The organism is Lysinibacillus sp. SGAir0095 (assembly GCF_005491425.1).
In the GTDB taxonomy this organism is placed as follows: domain Bacteria; phylum Bacillota; class Bacilli; order Bacillales_A; family Planococcaceae; genus Ureibacillus.
Genome location: NZ_CP028083.1, coordinates 1,111,955 through 1,131,369, shown reverse-complemented (window position 1 = coordinate 1,131,369; position 19,415 = coordinate 1,111,955). Strand labels below are relative to the sequence as shown.

Genomic DNA, 19,415 nt, shown 5'->3' with positions numbered 1-19,415 from the left:
TCTATTCTAATTCAATTAATAAGTCGCCTGTTGAAATGGCGTCTCCTGCAGCTGTGTATACCTCTTTAACAATACCATCTTTTGGTGCTTGAACAGTTGTTTCCATCTTCATTGCTTCAGTAATAAGTAAGTGATCGCCGCGTTTTACTGGGCTACCTTTAGAAACAACAACTTTTAGTACTGTTCCGGGCATTGTTGCGCCAATTTGATTTGGATTGCTTGGATTTGCCTTTAATGCTACGTTTCCATCTACTTCAACCGTCATATCTTGAATTACTAATTCACGAGATTGACCGTTTAGTTCGAAGTACATGATACGTGTTCCATCATGTTGTGGCTCTCCAATTTCAATCAATTTAATAATTAATGTCTTTCCTTTTTCGATTTCAACCTCGATTTCTTCCCCAAGCTTTAAACCGTATAGGAAAGTAGGTGTATCTAATACCGAGATATCTCCGAATAGTCCCTGGGCAGTTACATAGTCTTCAAACACTTTAGGATACAATGCGTAAGCTAAAACATCTTGGTGTGTAGCCGGACGCCCTATTTTTTCTGTCAGAGTTTTTTCAAGCTCTTCAAAATTCACTGGTTCAAGGAGCTCTCCCGGTCTTACAGTAATTGCTTCTCGATCTTTTAAAATTACCTTTTGCAATTCTTGTGGGAATCCGCCTGGAATTTGACCCAAATAACCTTGGAATAATTCAACTACTGAATCAGGGAAATCAATCGTTAAACCACGTTCGAAGATATTATCTTCGTTCAGGTCATTTTGCACCATAAACAATGCCATATCCCCAACTACTTTTGATGATGGAGTAACTTTTACGATATCACCAAATAATAGGTTTACTCGTGCATACATTTTTTTCACTTCATCCCAACGATCGCCTAAACCAACTGCTTTCGCTTGTTGCTGAAGATTACTGTATTGCCCACCTGGCATTTCATGAACATATATCTCTGAATGCGGGCTATTCATACCACTTTCAAAGTCACTATAGAAAGTACGAACATCTTGCCAATAAGTTGATAATTGTTCAAGTGCATCGATATTCGCACGCACTTCACGTTTACCACCTTTCATAGCATAATACAATGAATTGGCACTTGGTTGTGAAGTTAAACCTGACATTGAACCAAGCGCTGTATCAATAATGTCTACACCAGCCTCAATTGCTTTGGCATACGTGTAAATGCCGTTTCCACTTGTGTCATGTGTGTGAAGATGAATTGGCAATTCAGTCGATTCTTTTAATTCAGAAATTAATCGATACGCTGCTTCAGGTTTTAATAAACCGGCCATATCTTTTATTGCTAAAATATGAGCACCGGCAGCTTCTAATTCTTTTGCCATATCTTTATAATACCGAACAGAATATTTTCCACGAGAATCATCCAGTATGTCGCCTGTGTAACAAATTGCTGCTTCTGCAATCTTTCCAGTTTGACGAGCTTCATCGATCGCAACTTCCATTCCTTTAATCCAGTTTAAACTATCGAATATTCTGAATACATCAATTCCAGAAGATGCCGATTCTTTGATAAATTCACGAATCAGATTATCAGGGTAATTTTTATAGCCCACAGCATTTGCGCCACGCAAAAGCATTTGGAACAATACATTTGGCATCTGCTCACGTAATTTTTCAAGACGTGCCCATGGATCTTCTTTTAAGAAACGGTAAGCTACATCAAATGTTGCTCCACCCCACAATTCAAATGAGAAGAAATCATTTAACATGCGCGCATTATAATCTGCAATTTGATACATATCCTGAGATCGTACACGAGTTGCTAATAAAGATTGGTGAGCATCACGGAAAGTTGTATCAGTTAACAATACTTCTTTTTGTTCTTTTACCCATGAGATTAGCCCTTCTGCTCCACGCTCATCTAAAATTTGCTTTGTACCTGGTTGTATCTCAGTTTTCAAATCAAATTTCGGTTTATTTGGTTGAACTAAAATCGGTTTTGATCGTTTTTCAACTCCTGGGAATCCGTTTAACGTTACATTCCCAATATAGTTTAAAATTTTCGTTCCTCTGTCTTTACGTACAGGGAAGTTAAATAGCTCTGGAGTTGTATCGATAAAGCTTGTATCAAACACACCCGAGATAAAATTATCATGAAGTACTACATTTTCTAAAAATGGAATATTTGTTTTAACACCACGGATACGGAACTCTCTTAAGTTTCGATGCATTTTTGCGGATGCTTCTTTAAACGTCATACCCCAAGTAGAAATTTTAACAAGCAGTGAATCGTAGTAAGGAGTCACTACAGCCCCTTGGAATCCATTCCCTGCATCTAAACGTACACCAAATCCACCACTCGAGCGGTAAACCATTAATTTTCCTGTATCTGGCATAAAATCGTTTGCTGGATCCTCTGTTGTTACACGTGATTGAATCGCGTACCCGAAAAGTGGTATTTCACTTTGTGCTGGAATACCAATTTCCTGTGAATGTAGATGATGACCTTCAGCAATTTTTATTTGTGCATGAACAATATCAATTCCAGTAATCATTTCAGTAATTGTATGCTCAACCTGAATTCTAGGGTTGACTTCAATAAAGTAAAACTCGTCTCCCGAAACTAAAAACTCTACAGTACCTGCATTTATGTATTCGACATTTTGCATCAATTGTACAGCAGCATCACAGATTCGATTACGCAGTTCCTTTGAAATTGAATTGGACGGGGCAATTTCCACCACTTTTTGATGACGTCTTTGAATTGAACAATCGCGTTCATACAAGTGAACAATATTACCTGAAGCATCCCCTAAAATCTGTACTTCTATATGCTTTGGTTTAATAATTGCTTTTTCCACATACACTTCATCTGAACCAAAGGCAGCTTTCGCTTCTGACTTTGCACGTTCATAGCTAGACGCAAGCTCATCTTGTGTGTGTACTAAGCGCATACCACGACCGCCACCACCAAGAGCTGCTTTAATCATTAATGGATAGCCGTGAGAATCACCAAATTCAATTACCTCATCGATACTTGAAACTGGTCCATCAGTTCCTGGGATAACAGGGATTTTTGCTGCTATCGCTTGTTCTCTTGCTTTTACCTTGTCACCAAACATATCTAGATGTTCTGAAGTTGGACCTATAAAGATGATGCCTTCTTCTTCACAGCGTCTAGCAAATTCTAGATTTTCTGATAAGAAGCCATATCCAGGGTGAATAGCATCAACATTTGCTTGCTTTGCGATTTCGATGATTCCTTCGATATCCAAGTAAGCATCAATCGGTTTTTTACCTTCCCCTACTAGGTAAGATTCATCCGATTTGTAACGATGATATGAACCACTATCTTCCCTTGAGTAAATTGCAACTGTTTTAAGCTTCAATTCGTTACAGGCACGAAAAATACGAATTGCAATTTCTCCTCGGTTTGCTACTAAAATTTTGTTAATTTTCTTCACAACGATTCCCCCTTATAACTTCTTTTCCAACTTGACATACATGGAAACATTCACTAATACTCCCATTGCAAAAGATAATAATAATATAGATGTTCCGCCATAACTGATAAATGGTAACGTAACACCGGTTAACGGGATAAGTCCCGATAATCCCCCAAGGTTAACAAAAGATTGAACAGCGATCCAACTACCAATCCCCGCTGCTATCATTCTAGCAAGTGGATCCCTAGTTTTCAGAGCAATTGTTAGCGCTCTAAAGATGATAAAGCCTAAACCACCTAATACAATAATTACACCTAATATTCCTAGCTCTTCTGCGATGATTGCCATGATGAAATCGGTTTGTGGCTCAGGTAAAAAGCCGAGTTTTTGAATGGATTGACCTAAACCAACCCCCTCTAAACCACCGGAACCTATTGCTATATATCCATTAATCACCTGATAACTGGAGCCGCTTTCATATTCAAAAGGGTTTAAAAATGATTGAATACGGCCAATTCGGTTATCTGTAAGGATTTCGTTACCTTTCACTAGTATTATTAGGCCTATAAGGGCAGAACCGAAACCTATTAACACTGTGAAAAACTTGATAAACTTTTTAAATTGAATACCGCTAGCAGCAACTACTGCTACCGCAATACCCGATAAGATTAATACGGCACCTAAATCTGTTTCTGTACCAACAAACAAGATTATGGCCAGCCAAACGAGAATTGGATAAACAATATTGTTTGGCTCTAAATTTTCCATTGGATTATTTAAACTTTTTCTATAAAAGGCACCAGCAAAATATAAGATTATAAATAGTTTAGCAAATTCGGAAGGTTGGAAGTTCATGAGCCCAAATAAACTAATCCAACTTTTTGCCCCCCCTGCCTCTATTCCATCAATCTTAACCCAAAATAGTAAAATGAATGTGATAAATAACAATATTTGCATGATTCTTTTACTGCTGAAGTGCTTATATGGGAAAAATGCACCTACGATAAATGCAAAAGCAGCAATGACCAAGTTTAATAATTGCTTCCGGTAGTAGTATGTAGGTGTTCCATCTTCTTCGACTATACTGACCATAATGCTCGAACTATAAATCATAACAAGTCCAAATAGACATAAAAATAAATAGGTAAAGAATAAAGGATAATCAAAATTCCTCACATAGTAATTTAGATATTTTTTCATTTTCAATTCCCCATCTTTGTCGGAAACCTAAAGTCACGCATTACCCTTATTCGCGGATAAGCCTTCGTTTCCCTTTTGCAGATAAACTTATCTGTAAAAAAAACTCAAATCGCCAAAATGCGTTTGAGTTTTAAATTATTTGTTTGTATATGCTTCATGTAACAAGGAAAGTTCTTTTTCTAATGTATCTAGAATTTCTTTTCCTCGTTCACGATCAATTAATCCTAGCTTTACAGCAAAATCAATCTCCCGTGATAAGCCAAACATTTGAGTATCTAGAACTTCTTCATATAAAGGACATGATGGCATTGTTAAATGATCCATTTGAACTTTTATTAAACGTGCAATTTTATCTGCGTCATTTAGCAGTAATTCCAAAGCTTGTTCCTGGTAGGAAGCTTGTGATTTCGTATCCATGAGGACGCCCCCATCATTTGAATTTCTTCTATTCTATCTTATTAAAGTTTATCTTTTAGCTGCTAAAATTGCAAGTGTCTACATATGAAAAGGTAATTTTGATTTATATTTCTTTATTATTTCCTATAAGTAGCGTTATACTAATATGGATATATAGATTTAGGGGGCTTTTTAAATGGAAAGTATTATACCAGTTAAAGGTGCAGTTAAATATAAAATTACTTTAGATCCAACTGTTTGGATCTTTGATGATCGTCGAATAGATTTAAAAACTTTTTTCTTGGAAAAACAAGAAGTTGAAGATGAAGATTTAAAATATCTTCTAAATACAGGTAGACATTGGTCTCGGGAAATTATGGAAGGTGCTACTTTTCCTCCAACATTAAAAACAGAAAGAAAGTTCGACCGTCAAGGAATGAAAACTGGTACATTTGGAATGGAAATAAAACATTTCTTAAAAAATGCTGAAATTGAAGAACATGCAAAGCAAGTTGTATTCGAATTAGCGGATGGTCAAGAAGTAGCTTTTTCCATCAAAGAAGCAAATACAATTATTTTTAAATACAGTCAGGACGGTAAACCAATTGCAGAGGGTGGTCCTGTACACCTTTTATTTGCTGATGGATCAAACGTTGACAACCCTATTAAAAATATTGCAGCTATTCGAGTTGACTAATGGGAGGCCAATGTAAATGCGAGTCAAATGTGTGATTTGTGATTCAATCAATGAGCTTGATGATGACGTACCTTTAGCAAAGAAATTACGTAATCGACCGATTCACACTTATACGTGTCCGGAATGTTATGATCGAATTGCCATAAATACCGAAAAAAGATTAGCAACTGGAAACTTTAGATTCTTCCGTACTTCATCCCCAGTCGATGAGGAGTTCTAATAAAAACCCAAAATCCTTGAACCAAAATGTTCAAGGATTTTTTTCTTTTATTCACTTTTTATAAGCTTTTTTTCTAGCAATTCAACCAGCTGGTACATAATTGTTGCAAATACAGCGATGATGAGCAGAGACATAAGAACAAGGTTAAAGTTAAATACTTGGAAGCCATAAATGATTAAGTAACCCAGTCCTTTCGATGATACTAAGAACTCACCGACAATAACCCCAACCCACGATAATCCAACATTTACTTTCAAAGTGGAGATGATCGTTGGGAACGACGAAGGTAAGATGGCTTCCTTGAACATTTGAGATCTGGTCGCATTAAAGGTTTGCATTACTTTTAGATAATTGGCATCAACATTACGAAAGGACGTATAGATAACTATTGTAGAAATGATTACCGAAATGATTGCCCCCATTGTAATTATCGAGCTCATTCCAGGTCCCATTGCCACAATAAGAATTGGTCCAAGAGCAACTTTTGGCATAGAATTTAATATGACTAAATATGGATCTAGCACCTTAGATAAAAAAGGTGACCACCATAGAATTGCTGCCAATATTGTACCTAGTAAAGTACCTATGATAAACCCAAGTACCGTTTCAAATAATGTATAGCTGATATGCACCAAAATAGAACCATCTGCAATCTTGTCAATAAGTAAGTTCGTTACTTTGGAAGGTGAACTAAAGATTAATGGATCGACCCATCTTAAACGAGAAGCGATTTCCCACAATCCAAAGAATGTGATGAGAATTAATAATTGGTAAAATCGTACCCATCTTTTTTCTTTTCTCAGTGATAGCAGAAATTGTTCATGTAGTTTTGTATTATTCAAGACTTTCCAGCTCCTTCCATATCGTCTGGAAAAGGTCGGAATAGCTTGAATGCGCTCTTGCTTCAAAAGGAATCAAAGTTCTTAATTCCTCTGGTACCTCAAAGGTTTGATGAAGTCTACCTGGACGTGCAGAAAAAAGGAATATCCGGTCACTCATGGCAATGGCTTCACCAATATCATGTGTAACCAGTACCGCAGTTTTTTCATATTCTTTTAATTTGCTGAAAACTAAATCTTCCAGCTTTAATTTCGATTGGTAATCAAGCGCTGAAAATGGTTCATCCAGTAGAAGAATTTTCGGATCTACTGCAAGAGTTCTAGCTAATGCCACTCTTTGCCGCATCCCGCCGGATAATTCCCTCGGATACTTTTTCTCTACAGGCGGTAACCCTACATCTCTTAAAAGACTGGAGGCTACATTTCCGTATTTTTGTTTTTCATCTTTTAGCAGCTTCAGTCCAAGAGTGATATTCTCCTCAATTGTTTTCCAAGGGAAAAGATAATCCTGCTGCAGCATATAGCCAATTGACAAATTACTATTTCCATATACTTCTTGATTTTCAATTTTAACAGAACCGGAAGTGGGTTCAAAAAGACCCGCAATAATCGAGAGAAGAGTCGTTTTTCCACAGCCACTAGGACCGATAAAGGAGACGAACTCCCCTTTATTTATTGTAAGGTTGATATCATGTAATGCCTCAGATGCAGCCTCTTTGGAAAAATACGTATGGTGGATGTTGCTGACACTTAGAAAGGACATTTACTCCAAAACCTTCTCCGCAAACGTCGTATCTACTAATTCGTTATAATCCATACGCTTTGGTAATTCGCCAGCTTCATCCATTATATCTTGTAGGTTATTCCACTCATCTTCATCCAAGATTGGGTCTTTTGCAAATGATTCTTGTTCACGATATCGTTCAACTACAGTTGCAATCAATTCCACATCTGTATCCTCAAAGAATGGATGGATCGCTTCTGCCACCTCTGTTGCTGATGCTTCGTAAACAAAATCCTGTGCTTTCTTCAATGCTCTTGTAAATTTCTCAATTGTTTCCGAATCTTCTTTCATAAAACTTTCCTTAGCCATAAATACTGTATATGGTAAGTGTCCCGACTCCGTACCAAATGAAGCAACGATGTGTCCAAGTCCCTCTTGCTCAAAAACACTAGCAGTTGGCTCGAATAATTGAACAAAATCGCCTGTTCCAGACGCAAAAGCCGTAGAAATATTAGCAAAGTCAATATTTTGTATTAACTCTAAATCCGCTTGAGGGTCAATACCGTGTTTCTTCAACACAAACTCTCCAGCCATTTGAGGCATTCCACCTTTACGCTGACCAAGGAATGTGGACCCTTTTAACATATCCCATGAAAAATCTTCAATTTCTTCGCGTGCTACTAAAAATGTGCCATCGGTCTGTGTTAACTGCGCAAAGTTTTTAATCGGATCATTTGCACCTTGTGCAGACACATAAATTGACGTTTCCGAACCGACAAGAGCAATATCAATACCACCGGATAACAAAGCAGTCATCGTCTTGTCTCCTCCAGCGACTGTAGATAATTCTATATCTAACCCCTCTTCTTCAAAGAAGCCCTGGGTAATAGCTACATATTGAGGTGCGTAGAAAATGGAGCGAGTAACTTCACCAACTTTAACCGTTTGAAGCTCCTCTGAATCATTACATGCTGCAATGAGAAGAACCATCATACTTGTTATTACAACCAAAAGACTAGACTTCACCCATTTTTTCAATGCTCCAACCTCCCCTAAAAGGTACTTGTTTATCAAGAGTAGATTATGCTTTATAGGAAAAATGTGTGAATACCTAGGAGTTTTGCAATTGCTCGAATATAAAAAGAGGATGAACCCAGCAGTTATCATTCAACCACTTGAGTCATCCTCTTATTTATAAAACATATTATTATGATGCAGCTCTTTTTTCTTCTCGTTTTTCACGCCATAAACGTGTTTTGTAAAGAATCAAGATTAATGCTGCCACAATTAAACCTTCGATCATCGGTAAGAAAAGTGCTAAAAACGTTAATACGATACATCCTATAAATAGGAAAATATAGATAATAATATTTTGAATTAATTTTAAATCATTTTTAGCAAACCCTAGCTTATAAACGATAGCAGATAAAATAAATATTAAAAAAAATGTTATATATCCAGCAACTGCATAGCTTGGTAAATTTTCATATAGATACCGGGTGATACCAGACATACGTCCGAATACAAAGGCTGTTTCACCTGTATTGGCAGGTGCGGATGCTTGAATATAATTTAGTGTCCCAAACAAGTTCAACTTACACAACACCTTTCACAATGCCAGCAAACAAAATCGAAAAACGATTATTGATCAGCGAATTTTTTCTTTTTCGCCTGTTTTTCACGTTCGTTTTTGTCTAGAATTTGTTTACGTAAACGAATAGACTCAGGTGTTACTTCTAAGTACTCATCTTCATCTAAGAATTCTAGTGCTTCTTCAAGCGTTAAAATACGAGGACGTTTAATAACGTTCGTCGCGTCTTTTGTTGCTGAACGTACATTTGTTTTTTGTTTCATTTTTGTAATATTAACTGTGATATCATTATCACGGTTGTTTTCACCAACGATCATACCTTCATAAATTTCTGTACCTGGTTCAACAAATAGTGTACCACGGTCTTCAATTTGCATCATACCATAAGTAGTTGATTTACCTGTTTCCATAGAAACAAGTGCACCTTGGTGACGTCCACCTACACGACCAGCAACAACTGGTTGATAAGAATCAAAAGTATGGTTAATGATACCGAAACCTTTAGTTAGAGACATAAACTCTGTTGTATAACCGATTAATCCACGAGCTGGAACCATGAAGATTAAACGAACTTGTCCGTTTCCTTCATTAATCATATCTAACATTTCACCTTTACGGTTACCCAAAGATTCGATAATAGAACCAACACTATCTTCTGGTACATCGATTTGTACGCGTTCAATCGGTTCACATTTCACGCCATCAATCTCACGGATGATTACTTGTGGTTTAGACACTTGTAATTCATAGCCTTCACGACGCATGTTTTCGATTAGAATTGATAAGTGAAGCTCACCACGGCCTGAAACAATCCAAGCATCAGGAGAATCAGTATCTTCTACACGTAAAGATACGTCTGTTTGTAATTGTGAACGAAGACGTTCTTCAATTTTTCTTGAAGTAATCCATTTTCCTTCACGACCAGCAAATGGAGAATTGTTTACTAAGAAAGTCATTTGTAATGTAGGCTCATCGATACGTAATGGTGTTAACGCTTCTTGATGTTCCACTGGACAAACTGTTTCACCAACATTGATTTCTTCCATACCAGATACGGCAATTAAATCACCAGAGTATGCCTCTTGAATTTCTTCACGTTTTAAACCAAAGAAACCAAAGATTTTTGTTACACGGAAGTTTTTCACAGTGCCATCAAGTTTCATTAAGGCTACTTGTTGACCAACATGGATTTTCCCACGGAATACACGTCCAATTCCGATACGTCCAACGAAGTCATTATAGTCAAGTAATGCTACTTGGAATTGTAATGGTTCTTCAGTTGTATCAACTGGAGCAGGAATATGCTCAATAATTGACTCAAATAAACATTTCATGTTTTCTTCTTGCTTTGTTGGGTCAGAGTCAAGAGAAGCAGTACCATTTACACCTGAAGCAAATACTACTGGGAATTCTAATTGATCTTCGTCGGCACCTAATTCGATAAGTAGGTCTACCACTTCATCAACTACTTCATCAGGACGCGCTGAATCTTTATCGACTTTGTTTACTACCACGATTGGTGTTAATTTTTGTTCTAATGCTTTTTTCAATACAAAGCGAGTTTGGGGCATACAACCTTCATATGCATCAACTACTAGTAAAACGCCGTCTACCATTTTTAAGATACGTTCTACTTCTCCACCGAAATCGGCATGTCCAGGAGTATCAAGAATATTAATTCTTGTTCCCTCGTAATTTACAGCTGTATTTTTAGCAAGGATCGTAATCCCGCGTTCACGTTCGATATCATTTGAATCCATTGCACGTTCTTCTACATGTTCATTTGTACGAAAAGTACCTGATTGCTTTAACAATTGGTCTACTAATGTTGTTTTCCCATGGTCAACGTGGGCGATAATTGCGATATTTCGTATATCTTCGCGTAACTTTGTCATTATTCCACTCCATATTCTTTTTTCATATGATTAACTGTGTTATTATAGCACAAGAAGTTCATATTGTCTTTTCATGTTTTTTTACAATTCGACAATATTATTGATATTTGTATTTTACATACATACTAAGGAGGCATATTTCCATGAATAAGGCGAAAGCTGTCATGTTTATTTTTGCGGTAGCTGCTATGTTATCGATGATTTCTATCGGATATGCAATTGCAGCAAAAACAATCCTAGGAGCTATTGCAGGTCTTGTTGCATTATGTGCTGTTATGTTCATCGGATTTAAGATGAAACGTAAATTCCGAGAACAAGGTCTATTATAAACTTATACACATAGACTGCCACATGAAATTAGTTTGATTCATATGTAAAACACGATTTGTTGAATGATTTTTTCGACAATTCGTGTTTTTTTCATATGAAAAACATGAACGCTATCTGAATATTGACACTGGTCGATGAGTGCAATTTAAATTCTTTCCAAATAAAAAGCTTCCCTATCCGAAAAAAAAGCAGAAAACAAATGAGAATTTGCTTCCTACCGCTTTTTTATTTTTCTTCAATATAATTAGTTAGGATTTCATGGTGAATGGATGGGTTTGCGATAATAAAAGTGTCCTGTGTGAATAAATTACACGGTTCTCCTTTTAAATTTGTTGCAATTGCACCGACTTCCCTAGCTATAATTGTTCCGCCGCCAATATCCCATGGTGATAGCCTCATCGAAATATAAGCATCTAATTTTCCACTTACCACAAAGGCAATCTCCATGGCAGCCGACCCATAGGAGCGTGTTCCTCGAACTGTACGAATTAAATCAATCATTTTCTCATGATTTACTCGTCTATTCGGTGCAACCCAGCTAGCATTAATTCCAATGACAGCTTCTTCTAAGCGGACAGGTTTTAACTTTCTTAAGGGTGAGTCATTATACCATGCCCCTTCACCTCCTATAGCACAAAACAAATCCTCTCTCATCACATCAAATATGTACCCAAGTTTTCCTACGCCGTCAACAAAAAAACCAATTGTAATCATAAAATGACGGTGTTGTTTTACGAAATTCATGGTCCCATCTATTGGGTCAATAACCCAAACTGAACCCTCAAAGGAATCAATCCCTTCCCCCATTCCTTCTTCACCTAATATTTTATGGCTAGGGTTAAATTCTTTTATTTTATCAATAAAAAAAATTTCAGTCTCTCGGTCAATATTAGTAACTAAATCATTCGCATCTGCTTTTGTCTCTACTTTAATATCATAAGAAAAAGCATCTCTTATTCTTTTTCCCGCTTCAAAAATTATTTCCTTGGCAAACTGATCGACATCACGTAAATCCATTAAACCCCCACCTATCCCTTTTCATCTACTATAAAATATTACATTAAAATCTTCCTTACATAGTAACTAAGAGCATCCTTTTAAATTCAAAAAATTCATTCTTTATCTCCTAGTATAACAAAAATCACTTGCAGTCAAAATGAGTGCAAGTGATTTTTAAGAAATTAATAAATTGTTACACATACGCGTGGAGACCATCTAATTCATCCTGTATTTCCTTCAGTCTTTTTTTACTTTTCTCCTTTTCTTTCTCATCCTTATCCTGCATTGCTGCATATAGGGAGGCAAGCTCATAATCAAGCTCTAGACGTAAAACCTGTTCATATTGCTTTTCAATATCAACTTTACGTATAATTTTAATCATCTGTTTCATATTAAATCACTTCCCTTTCATTTTTATAAAAATTTTAGTCTCATGAAATGGTTTGTTACAAAATTTTTCCCAAAAAGCAGATAAAATAAACATGTAAATCAAAGAGGTGGCACAAATAAATGAACAAAATTAAATGGACAAACAAAGACTTCGATGTTTTCGAAATTGATGGTTTAGAACAACGAATGGAAGCTCTAACTACAATTGTTCGCCCAAAGTTCCAAGAATTAGGTGAAATGTTCTCAAGTTACTTTAGCGCTAAAACAGGTGATGAATTCTTCCCACATGTTGCGAAGCATGCTAGAAGAACAATTAATCCGCCTAAAGATTCATGGGTTGCATTTGCTCCTTATAAGCGTGGATATAAATCTCTTCCTCATTTTCAAATTGGTCTTTGGAATACACATTTATTCATCATTGTGGCAATTATTTATGAAGCACCGCAAAAATCTGAAATGGCAACTCGCTTATTAAATGCGATGGAGCTGTTTGATAAGTTACCTGACTCCTTTATACTTTCTGGTGATCATATGTCACAAGACTCAATTTCCTTAAAAGCAGGGCGTGATGAACAGCTTGAAGAATTATTAATTCGATTAAGAGATGTAAAAAAAGGGGAGTTTCTTGTTGGTCTTCACATTTCTCGTGAAGAAGCAATCAATCTTTCATCGGAACAATTTTTACAACTAACAGAGGAAACATTTGAAGCATTAATGCCCATTTATAACACGATAATCGGGAAATAAAATAGGCTGTTTTCCAAAGGCAAAAGTTAATTTTCTTAACTTTTGCTTTTTTGATTATCGTCATCCCGTCTAACTAATCATTTAGTAATTAAAGAAGTTTAACGTGAAAAACGGCTTTGCTTTTGGTGTGTTGTATAATTAATATGCACAAGATACTTACAAACATTACATATTTCTACTAATTCTTTTTTATTTTTTTAATGTTATCCTTTCAGGTTTTTCACCTTCTGTATGTTCTTCTTTACTGTTTGTCCAATCTTTTATTTCCCCGATATGAATTCATCTATATCACATACTACAGATTCCAAAAAAGTCAAAATGATTAAAAGAATAAATTTAGGGTAAAGTCATAGGACATTATTTGACAAATTTAAGGAGTGTACCTGAGATGAAACTACATAATGGAACTTTATATTGGCCAACAACACTGTCCACTAAATTAAATGTAGAAACACCAAAACAACCGAAGAAACAATATGATGCCATTGTCATCGGAGGTGGAATGTCCGGCTGCTTAACCGCTTACAGATTGATGAAACAAGGATTAACTGTAGCTATTTTAGATAAAAGGAAGTTTGGACAAGGGAGTACAGCTGCAAATACTGGTTTACTCCAATATTCAAATGATATTATGCTCTCTGAGCTTATCCAACAAATCGGGGAAAAAGAAGCAGTCCGGTTTTACCAATTATGCTTCGAAGCATTAGATGATATTGAGGAAATAGCAAATGAGTTGCCTCATGAAGTGGATTTCGTGCGTGTACCCAGTATTTATTATGCTAGTGATGAAAAAGATGCAGCTAAATTACGGACCGAATATGAAACATTGTATATGAACAAATTTCCATGCGAGTTTTGGGATGAGTCTACATTATCATTCTATATGCCTTTTAAAAAGCCTGCAGCAATCGTTACCTTTCGTGATGCAGAAATAAATCCATTAAAATTTATCACAAGTTTATTGACTTATTTACAAAATCAAGGAGTTGATTTATTTGAGGAGACAGTCGTAACTGATACTTCATTTGAAAATCAGCTTGTCCAACTAAAAACTACAACACATTCTTTTCAAGCAAAAGATGTAGTCTATACAATAGGCTATGAAAAGAAAGAGAATCCAAAGAGAGAAGATACTATCTTTAATCGATCTTATGTAATGGTAACAAAACCTATCGATCTAGATAAACTTTGGCATCAAAAAGCGATGATTTGGGAAACGAAAAGACCCTATCTCTATTTGCGTACAACAGCTGAAGGAGCCATTATGGTAGGAGGAATGGATGAAAATATACCGGAAGCACCAGTGGATGAAAAGGTTATTGAAAATTGCGCAGAAAAACTATTAAAGCAAACAAACTCATTATTCCCACATTTGGAACTAGAGGTTGATTGTTGCTACGCTGCTACCTTTGCAGAATCAAAGGATCAATTACCCTTTATCGGAGCACATCCAACAAAACCACATCATTATTACCTGCTTGGATATGGTGGGAATGGTACCATTTACAGTGCACTAGGTTCGAAAATAATTAGCGACCTTATTGCAGGAAGGGAAAATAATGATTCTCACATCGTTTCTCCTAAAAGAAACGCAGATACTAACGGCCTTCCCTTTTCATCGATAGCCTAAACTAACTATGCAAGCTTCACTAAGAACAATTTAATAAGGGAGGGTGATCACTTTAGAACGTTAATTTAACGCTCAATTGAATCACCCTCCCACTATTTACATTTTAATCAATTTTCCATCTTCTTGCTCTTTCGTTAGTTTGACAACCTTGTAACTTATATAACCACTAACTTCTTCAAATTCACGAAATACAGTTTTTTCCTCAGCCTGAGAAGGCACAATTTCTTTAAATCGACGATATCTCGAAAGCATATCCTCTCTTTTGATTCCTTTTTCATACGCTTGTTCAACACCTTCAAAAAATCGAACAACATCAATAATCTCCGTTGTTGACCAATCTGGTGAAAATGGATATGAATATTCCATAGAAAGACCCTTCTTCCTTAAATTTAATGACCCCATTTTACTCTGATTTCTTCTGCTTGTGCAACCATTCGGCCAATTAACTCCTCTACGGTTGGAACATCATGTATCATTCCGGCCACCTGTCCTGCCCAGCCAAAACCATTTGCGTAATCACCATCATAAATAAATCTTTTGTTCGCCTCCCCACTAATATAATTTTTTAAAGCTTCATAAGTAGGAGAAACTTTTTCAATTTCGATTATTTTTTCCGTAAATTCATTTTTTAAGCATCGTGCTGGTGCACCAATGGATCGTTTTATAATAGTTGTATCTGACTCTGTACTATCTATTAAGCTTTTAATATATTCAGGAGAAGCGTGCACGCATTCTTTAGTTGCTATAAACCTTGTTCCCATTTCTATACCTTCAGCACCTAACGCATGGGCAGCCATCCAACCTCTGCCGTCCCCAATCCCTCCAGATGCAATGACAGGTATGGAGACGCTGTCTACAACCTGTGGTACGAGCACAAACGTCCCGACATCATCGCGTCCTAAATGGCCTCCGCCTTCTTGACCAACTACCATTACAGCATCTGCTCCAAGTTCTTCAGCTTTTTGCGCTTGTCTTCTTGCTGCAACTAAAACTAATTTTTTTATATTTGTTCCTTTTAGTAAGTCAAAAATAGGTGACGGATTACCACCTGTCATAGAAATAACCGGAACATTTTCATCTATTGCCACCTTGACCATTTCTTCATATCCTTTTCCATGCATCCCGATGGCAAAGTTAACGCCGAATGGGCGATCAGTTTTTTCTCGAACCTTATGTATCTCCGCTCTTAACAGTTCCGGAGACTTTAAACTCATTGCTGTTATTTGACCCAACCCACCTGCATTTGACACAGCAGCAGCCAAATCCGAATAGGCTAAATAAGCTAACCCTCCCTGAATAATTGGATAATTTATACCTAGTAATCTTGAAATTCTAGTATCCCAATTCAATTCTTCATCCCCTTTTTCTTTCTTTATAAATTACTACTTCTCTTTAATAGAAAAAAATCCTTTAATTTTTGTAGTCATGAAGTACAATAGATGCTATAATTCTTCTTGTTTTCAAATTTATATAAAGCGAGGTGGTACCTGCGTTGTCACAGTTAGAGACTCCATTGTTCGACGTATTACTCAAACACCGAAATAGACATCCAATACAATTCCATATTCCTGGACATAAAAAAGGTCAAGGAATGGATCCAGCTTTTCGTGAGTTCGTCGGCGACAACGTTTTATCAATTGATTTAATCAATATTGCTCCACTAGATGACTTACATTCACCAAAAGGCGCGATTAAAGAAGCACAAAGCCTAGCAGCTGAAGCCTTTGGTGCTGACCATACATTCTTTTCCGTTCAAGGTACTAGTGGCGCCATCATGACGATGATTTTATCCGTCGTTGGTCCAGGTGATAAAATATTGGTACCACGGAATGTTCATAAATCAACAATGTCTGCTATTGTTTTATCTGGTGCCATTCCTATTTTTATCCATCCTGAAGTTGATGAAGAATATGGAATTGCACATGGTATTTCTGCAGAATCTGTCGAAAAAGCATTAAAAACATATCCAGATGCAAAAGCAATGTTAGTAATCAACCCTACTTATTTTGGTTTTGCAACCGATTTAAAGCGTATTGTTGATATTGTCCATGCACATGACATCCCAGTTATTGTGGATGAAGCTCATGGCGTGCACATCAAATTCCATGATGAGCTACCTTTATCAGCAATGCAGGCGGGTGCTGATATGGCAGCAACAAGTGTTCATAAACTTGGTGGGTCTATGACACAAAGCTCTGTATTGAATGTACGTGAAGGTCTTGTTTCCGTAAATCGAGTACAATCTGTATTATCGATGTTAACAACAACTTCAACATCATATCCAATTTTAGCTTCGTTAGACTGTGCTAGACGCCAATTAGCTGTACACGGGTATGACTTAATCGATGAGGCAATTCGTCTTTCAAAAGATGCAAGAAAGCGCATAAATAAAATTCCTCATTTGAAAGTAGCTGGAAGAGAAAAACTTCACTCATCCGCAACATTTGATATGGATCCTACAAAAATCCTTATTAGTGTAAAAGATTTAGGTATTACAGGTCATCAAGCTGAAGAATGGCTACGTCTAAATGCCAATATCGAAGTAGAATTATCTGACCTATACAATATCCTTTGTCTTGTTACTTTAGGTGATTCAAAAAAGGAAATTAATTTACTTGTCAATGCATTACAAAGAATGTCGCAAACGTTCGAATCAGAGGCGATTCAAAAAGAAACAATTGTTAATGTTCCAGATATTCCTGCTTTAGCAATGACTCCACGAGATGCTTTTTATGCTAGTACAGAAGTAATGCCTTTAGAAAAATCAGTTGGGTATATTTGCGCAGAATTCATTATGGTATATCCACCGGGGATTCCAATATTTATTCCTGGGGAAATAATTACCGAAGATAATATTCAATATATTAAAATGAATATTGAAGCAGGCTTACCTGTTCAAGGGCCAGAAGATCTGTCACTTAAAACAATTCGAGTGATCAAAGAACGTATGCCGATTATTTAAACTACAGCATTCTACAATAAAAAACACGATTCTTCGCTAAATACTTGCGAAAAATCGTGTTTTTTTATTTATTCAGTAAGAAACTGGCATGATCGTTCATTAAATGAAAAGAAATACGAAGATTGGACAAATAACTGCACCGATTACTGCACTTAATCCCATCGACAATGAACCAATTGACAGATCCTCTTCTCCATAATCCTTCAATTTGGTTATTCCTACACCATGGCTTGCGCTCCCCATGGAAATACCTCGACCAATCGATGAAGTCACCTTTGAATATTTATAAACAGCTGGGCCGAATAATGCCCCTGTAAAACCAGCAATCATCACAAATACAGCAGTTAGTGGCGCAATACCGCCAATGGTTTCGCTAACCTGCATGGCTACCGGGGTTGTAAGGGATTTTGGCAGTGAGGTTAAGATTAAGTCAGTATCCATTTTAAATAACTTTAACATAGCAAAAACACTGATTAACCCACTAATCATAGCTATGAATATACCTGATAGAATCGTATATTTAAATTTCATGATTAACTGTCTTTGATTATATAAAGGAAAGGCTAATGCAACAACAGCTGGTCCAAGTAAATGCTGGATATATTTCCCACCTTCCATATAAACCGAGAATGGAATATCAAATACTAGTAAAGCTGCAACGATTACTATAGTCGTCGTTAATATCGGCAATAAAAATGGATAGGGATATTTACGATAAAGCTTAAACATTATGATAAATAATACCACCGTACTAACGATGAAGATGATTGCCTTCAAGTGCTTCACCCTCCTTTTCAATTGCGTTTGGTTGCTGATTGTTCTGATCTAACGAAATAGGAACGAAGTGATTTTCTACCTCTGCGGGTTCATCTTCAGAAGGATTTTGCATAACCATTTCCTGTTCCTTACTTAAAGTAATTTTAAATTCTTTCTTTTCTATTAGCTCTAATTCTTTTTTCTCGATGATTTCACTAAATTTACTCGAGATTAAGATGGCAAATAATGTACTCACAAAAACTGTCCCTAAAAGGAGTATACCTTCAACTGATAATAATTGAGGGTAATCAATGATCCCTACAATCGGCGGAATAAAAAATAAGGTCATAAAAGCAATTAAAAACCCTGCACCTTCCCGAATGTATTCTACCTTTACCCATTTCATTTGCAGGCAGAAAGCTAATAATACTAAACCCAGAATACTAGCTGGCAAAGGCAGTCCAGTGATTTCGACTATAAAAACCCCAATATAGTAAAAAACATAGAGTATTAGAATTTGAGCGATGGTTCTTATGATTCTCATCATTAGGCAATAACTAAGTGCACCCACTTTTATTGCCATTCACCCCCCTTAATACACGATATTTTACTCTTCAAGTA

At 36.4% G+C, this 19,415-nt stretch carries 20 protein-coding genes; 6 read left to right on the top strand and 14 right to left on the bottom strand.

What is annotated here, in order from left to right; translation table 11 throughout:
- Position 1: 1 nt before the first annotated feature.
- The 3 genes from pyc to C1N55_RS05565 all read right to left on the bottom strand — a co-directional run bounded on the left by pyc (position 2) and on the right by C1N55_RS05565 (position 5,035).
- Complete coding sequence (gene pyc / locus C1N55_RS05575) at positions 2 to 3,436, bottom strand: pyruvate carboxylase (RefSeq protein ID WP_137727902.1); 3,435 nt, start codon at positions 3,434 to 3,436, stop codon at positions 2 to 4.
- A 12-nt stretch (positions 3,437 to 3,448) separates the two neighbouring features.
- Positions 3,449 to 4,618: an FtsW/RodA/SpoVE family cell cycle protein gene (locus tag C1N55_RS05570; protein WP_137727901.1), complete on the bottom strand. Its 1,170-nt coding sequence runs from the start codon at positions 4,616 to 4,618 to the stop codon at positions 3,449 to 3,451.
- A 135-nt stretch (positions 4,619 to 4,753) separates the two neighbouring features.
- Positions 4,754 to 5,035: an Fpa/YlaN family protein gene (locus tag C1N55_RS05565; RefSeq protein ID WP_137727900.1), complete on the bottom strand. Its 282-nt coding sequence runs from the start codon at positions 5,033 to 5,035 to the stop codon at positions 4,754 to 4,756.
- Positions 5,036 to 5,210: 175 nt separating this feature from the next.
- Here C1N55_RS05565 and C1N55_RS05560 point away from each other — a divergent pair, with 175 nt between their 5' ends.
- Together C1N55_RS05560 and C1N55_RS05555 are read left to right on the top strand one after the other, a co-directional pair.
- Positions 5,211 to 5,711: a peptidyl-prolyl cis-trans isomerase gene (locus C1N55_RS05560; RefSeq protein ID WP_137727899.1), complete on the top strand. Its 501-nt coding sequence runs from the start codon at positions 5,211 to 5,213 to the stop codon at positions 5,709 to 5,711.
- A gap of 16 nt (positions 5,712 to 5,727) precedes the next feature.
- Positions 5,728 to 5,931 carry a YlaI family protein gene (locus C1N55_RS05555; RefSeq protein WP_137727898.1) on the top strand — a complete coding sequence of 68 codons (204 nt, stop codon included), beginning with the start codon at positions 5,728 to 5,730 and terminating at the stop codon, positions 5,929 to 5,931.
- A 47-nt stretch (positions 5,932 to 5,978) separates the two neighbouring features.
- Here C1N55_RS05555 and C1N55_RS05550 read toward each other — a convergent pair whose 3' ends face one another.
- The 5 genes from C1N55_RS05550 to typA all read right to left on the bottom strand — a co-directional run bounded on the left by C1N55_RS05550 (position 5,979) and on the right by typA (position 10,980).
- On the bottom strand, positions 5,979 to 6,773 hold the full coding sequence (locus tag C1N55_RS05550; RefSeq protein WP_137727897.1) for an ABC transporter permease: 795 nt from the start codon (positions 6,771 to 6,773) through the stop codon (positions 5,979 to 5,981).
- A complete protein-coding gene (locus tag C1N55_RS05545; RefSeq protein WP_137727896.1) occupies positions 6,766 to 7,533 on the bottom strand; it encodes an ABC transporter ATP-binding protein in 768 nt (255 codons plus the stop codon). The genes C1N55_RS05550 and C1N55_RS05545 overlap by 8 nt, the downstream gene beginning before the upstream one ends.
- Complete coding sequence (locus C1N55_RS05540; protein ID WP_137730547.1) at positions 7,534 to 8,487, bottom strand: ABC transporter substrate-binding protein; 954 nt, start codon at positions 8,485 to 8,487, stop codon at positions 7,534 to 7,536. It lies immediately after the preceding gene.
- 214 nt (positions 8,488 to 8,701) lie between these two features.
- The gene (locus C1N55_RS05535) at positions 8,702 to 9,007 is read right to left on the bottom strand and encodes a YlaH-like family protein (protein ID WP_137730546.1); all 306 of its coding nucleotides are present in this window, start codon (positions 9,005 to 9,007) and stop codon (positions 8,702 to 8,704) included.
- Positions 9,008 to 9,135: 128 nt separating this feature from the next.
- Positions 9,136 to 10,980, bottom strand: coding sequence for a translational GTPase TypA (gene typA, locus C1N55_RS05530; protein WP_137727895.1), 1,845 nt, complete (start codon positions 10,978 to 10,980; stop codon positions 9,136 to 9,138).
- A gap of 143 nt (positions 10,981 to 11,123) precedes the next feature.
- Between typA and C1N55_RS05525 the strand changes: the two genes are divergently transcribed.
- Complete coding sequence (locus C1N55_RS05525) at positions 11,124 to 11,309, top strand: DUF5325 family protein (protein ID WP_137727894.1); 186 nt, start codon at positions 11,124 to 11,126, stop codon at positions 11,307 to 11,309.
- A gap of 226 nt (positions 11,310 to 11,535) precedes the next feature.
- Here C1N55_RS05525 and C1N55_RS05520 read toward each other — a convergent pair whose 3' ends face one another.
- Both C1N55_RS05520 and C1N55_RS05515 read right to left on the bottom strand, forming a co-directional pair.
- Complete coding sequence (locus tag C1N55_RS05520; RefSeq protein WP_137727893.1) at positions 11,536 to 12,327, bottom strand: inositol monophosphatase family protein; 792 nt, start codon at positions 12,325 to 12,327, stop codon at positions 11,536 to 11,538.
- 175 nt (positions 12,328 to 12,502) lie between these two features.
- Entirely contained in the window at positions 12,503 to 12,700 is a 198-nt protein-coding gene (locus tag C1N55_RS05515; protein WP_137727892.1) for a hypothetical protein, read from the bottom strand.
- Positions 12,701 to 12,819: 119 nt separating this feature from the next.
- Between C1N55_RS05515 and C1N55_RS05510 the strand changes: the two genes are divergently transcribed.
- Both C1N55_RS05510 and C1N55_RS05505 read left to right on the top strand, forming a co-directional pair.
- Positions 12,820 to 13,446: a YktB family protein gene (locus C1N55_RS05510; protein WP_137727891.1), complete on the top strand. Its 627-nt coding sequence runs from the start codon at positions 12,820 to 12,822 to the stop codon at positions 13,444 to 13,446.
- 388 nt (positions 13,447 to 13,834) lie between these two features.
- On the top strand, positions 13,835 to 15,076 hold the full coding sequence (locus tag C1N55_RS05505) for an NAD(P)/FAD-dependent oxidoreductase (RefSeq protein WP_137727890.1): 1,242 nt from the start codon (positions 13,835 to 13,837) through the stop codon (positions 15,074 to 15,076).
- A 96-nt stretch (positions 15,077 to 15,172) separates the two neighbouring features.
- Here C1N55_RS05505 and C1N55_RS05500 read toward each other — a convergent pair whose 3' ends face one another.
- Both C1N55_RS05500 and C1N55_RS05495 read right to left on the bottom strand, forming a co-directional pair.
- Entirely contained in the window at positions 15,173 to 15,442 is a 270-nt protein-coding gene (locus tag C1N55_RS05500; protein WP_137727889.1) for a UPF0223 family protein, read from the bottom strand.
- A 23-nt stretch (positions 15,443 to 15,465) separates the two neighbouring features.
- Entirely contained in the window at positions 15,466 to 16,425 is a 960-nt protein-coding gene (locus C1N55_RS05495; protein WP_137727888.1) for an NAD(P)H-dependent flavin oxidoreductase, read from the bottom strand.
- A 143-nt stretch (positions 16,426 to 16,568) separates the two neighbouring features.
- Here C1N55_RS05495 and C1N55_RS05490 point away from each other — a divergent pair, with 143 nt between their 5' ends.
- Complete coding sequence (locus tag C1N55_RS05490) at positions 16,569 to 18,038, top strand: aminotransferase class I/II-fold pyridoxal phosphate-dependent enzyme (protein WP_137727887.1); 1,470 nt, start codon at positions 16,569 to 16,571, stop codon at positions 18,036 to 18,038.
- Positions 18,039 to 18,137: 99 nt separating this feature from the next.
- Here the strand turns inward: C1N55_RS05490 and C1N55_RS05485 are convergent, their stop codons facing one another.
- On the bottom strand, positions 18,138 to 18,815 hold the full coding sequence (locus C1N55_RS05485) for an LrgB family protein (RefSeq protein ID WP_370452587.1): 678 nt from the start codon (positions 18,813 to 18,815) through the stop codon (positions 18,138 to 18,140).
- Positions 18,790 to 19,377 (bottom strand): CidA/LrgA family protein, encoded by a 588-nt coding sequence (locus C1N55_RS05480; protein ID WP_240758390.1) that lies wholly within the window; start codon positions 19,375 to 19,377, stop codon positions 18,790 to 18,792. The genes C1N55_RS05485 and C1N55_RS05480 overlap by 26 nt, the downstream gene beginning before the upstream one ends.
- Between the last annotated feature and the right edge of the window lie 38 nt (positions 19,378 to 19,415).

Coding starts and splice junctions, on each gene's coding strand:
- C1N55_RS05560 (WP_137727899.1), top strand. CDS start 5,211: ATGGAAAGTATTATACCAGTTAAAGGTGCAGTTAAATATAAAATTACT.
- C1N55_RS05515 (WP_137727892.1), bottom strand. CDS start 12,700: ATGAAACAGATGATTAAAATTATACGTAAAGTTGATATTGAAAAGCAA.
- C1N55_RS05540 (WP_137730547.1), bottom strand. CDS start 8,487: ATGATGGTTCTTCTCATTGCAGCATGTAATGATTCAGAGGAGCTTCAA.
- C1N55_RS05565 (WP_137727900.1), bottom strand. CDS start 5,035: ATGGATACGAAATCACAAGCTTCCTACCAGGAACAAGCTTTGGAATTA.
- C1N55_RS05535 (WP_137730546.1), bottom strand. CDS start 9,007: ATGTCTGGTATCACCCGGTATCTATATGAAAATTTACCAAGCTATGCA.
- C1N55_RS05520 (WP_137727893.1), bottom strand. CDS start 12,327: ATGGATTTACGTGATGTCGATCAGTTTGCCAAGGAAATAATTTTTGAA.
- C1N55_RS05555 (WP_137727898.1), top strand. CDS start 5,728: ATGCGAGTCAAATGTGTGATTTGTGATTCAATCAATGAGCTTGATGAT.
- typA (WP_137727895.1), bottom strand. CDS start 10,980: ATGACAAAGTTACGCGAAGATATACGAAATATCGCAATTATCGCCCAC.
- C1N55_RS05570 (WP_137727901.1), bottom strand. CDS start 4,618: ATGAAAAAATATCTAAATTACTATGTGAGGAATTTTGATTATCCTTTA.
- C1N55_RS05480 (WP_240758390.1), bottom strand. CDS start 19,377: ATGGCAATAAAAGTGGGTGCACTTAGTTATTGCCTAATGATGAGAATC.
- C1N55_RS05510 (WP_137727891.1), top strand. CDS start 12,820: ATGAACAAAATTAAATGGACAAACAAAGACTTCGATGTTTTCGAAATT.
- C1N55_RS05545 (WP_137727896.1), bottom strand. CDS start 7,533: ATGTCCTTTCTAAGTGTCAGCAACATCCACCATACGTATTTTTCCAAA.
- C1N55_RS05505 (WP_137727890.1), top strand. CDS start 13,835: ATGAAACTACATAATGGAACTTTATATTGGCCAACAACACTGTCCACT.
- C1N55_RS05525 (WP_137727894.1), top strand. CDS start 11,124: ATGAATAAGGCGAAAGCTGTCATGTTTATTTTTGCGGTAGCTGCTATG.
- C1N55_RS05500 (WP_137727889.1), bottom strand. CDS start 15,442: ATGGAATATTCATATCCATTTTCACCAGATTGGTCAACAACGGAGATT.